This is a genomic window from Pseudoalteromonas sp. DSM 26666 (assembly GCF_900116475.1).
Taxonomy (GTDB): Bacteria; Pseudomonadota; Gammaproteobacteria; order Enterobacterales; family Alteromonadaceae; genus Pseudoalteromonas; species Pseudoalteromonas tetraodonis.
In genome coordinates this window covers 1-1,546 of sequence record NZ_FPAR01000018.1, presented here as the reverse complement: position 1 = coordinate 1,546, position 1,546 = coordinate 1, and the positions used below count along the sequence as shown (strand labels likewise).

The window sequence follows — 1,546 nt, the reverse complement described above, 5'->3', positions numbered from 1 at the left end:
CTAGCCTACACACTTTCACATGGACTACCATCGCCATGCTTGCTTAGCCTGCTCCGTCCCCCCATCGCAATTATACCAAGTACGGAAATATTAATCCGTTTCCCATCGACTACGCCTTTCGGCCTCGCCTTAGGGGTCGACTTACCCTACCCTGATTAACATGGGATAGGAACCCTTGGTCTTCCGGCGTGCGGGTTTTTCACCCGCATTATCGTTACTCATGTCAGCATTCGCACTTCTGATACGTCCAGCATACCTCCCGGTACACCTTCAACCGCTTACAGAACGCTCCCCTACCACTCAAAATAAATTTTGAATCCGCAGCTTCGGTGCATAGTTTAGCCCCGTTACATCTTCCGCGCAGACCGACTCGACCAGTGAGCTATTACGCTTTCTTTAAAGGATGGCTGCTTCTAAGCCAACCTCCTGGCTGTCTGGGCCTTTCCACATCGTTTCCCACTTAACTATGACTTTGGGACCTTAGCTGGCGGTCTGGGTTGTTTCCCTCTTCACGACGGACGTTAGCACCCGCCGTGTGTCTCCCGGATATTACTTTACGGTATTCGGAGTTTGCAAAGGGTTGGTAAGTCGGGATGACCCCCTAGCCTTAACAGTGCTCTACCCCCGTAAGTATTCGTCCGAGGCTCTACCTAAATAGATTTCGGGGAGAACCAGCTATCTCCCGGTTTGATTAGCCTTTCACTCCTAACCACAGGTCATCCCCTAACTTTTCAACGTTAGTGGGTTCGGTCCTCCAGTTGATGTTACTCAACCTTCAACCTGCCCATGGCTAGATCACCGGGTTTCGGGTCTATACCTTGCAACTATTCGCCCAGTTAAGACTCGGTTTCCCTACGGCTACCCTAATCGGTTAACCTCGCTACAAAATATAAGTCGCTGACCCATTATACAAAAGGTACGCAGTCACCCAACAAGTGGGCTCCTACTGCTTGTACGTACACGGTTTCAGGTTCTATTTCACTCCCCTCACAGGGGTTCTTTTCGCCTTTCCCTCACGGTACTGGTTCACTATCGGTCAGTTGGGAGTATTTAGCCTTAGATGATGGTCCACCTATATTCAGTCAAAGTTTCACGTGCTCCGACCTACTCGATTTCACTTAAAATGCGTTTTCATGTACGGGACTATCACCCTGTATCGTGGCACTTTCCAGAGCCTTCCATTAACACATAATAAGCTTAAGGGCTGTTCCGATTTCGCTCGCCGCTACTATCGGAATCTCGGTTGATTTCTTTTCCTACGGGTACTTAGATGTTTCAGTTCTCCGCGTTCGCCTCGTTAACCTATGTATTCAGTTAACGATACCTGCAAGCAGGTGGGTTTCCCCATTCGGAAATCCTAGTCTCAAGTGCTTTTTACTAGCTTGACTAGGCTTATCGCAAGTTAATACGTCCTTCATCGCCTCCAACTGCCAAGGCATCCACCGTGTACGCTTAGTCACTTAACCATACAACCCAAACGGGTCTTTGTTTTGTGACAGTTTAACTTCGCCAGAAGTTAATATTGAATACTAAAGTAGATACCAAT

The 1,546-nt window shown here is 48.3% G+C and carries 1 rRNA gene; it reads right to left on the bottom strand.

Features of this window, described 5'->3' with window-relative positions:
- Nucleotides 1–1,466, bottom strand: a 23S ribosomal RNA gene (locus BM380_RS18370); the annotation flags it as partial.
- Between the last annotated feature and the right edge of the window lie 80 nt (nucleotides 1,467–1,546).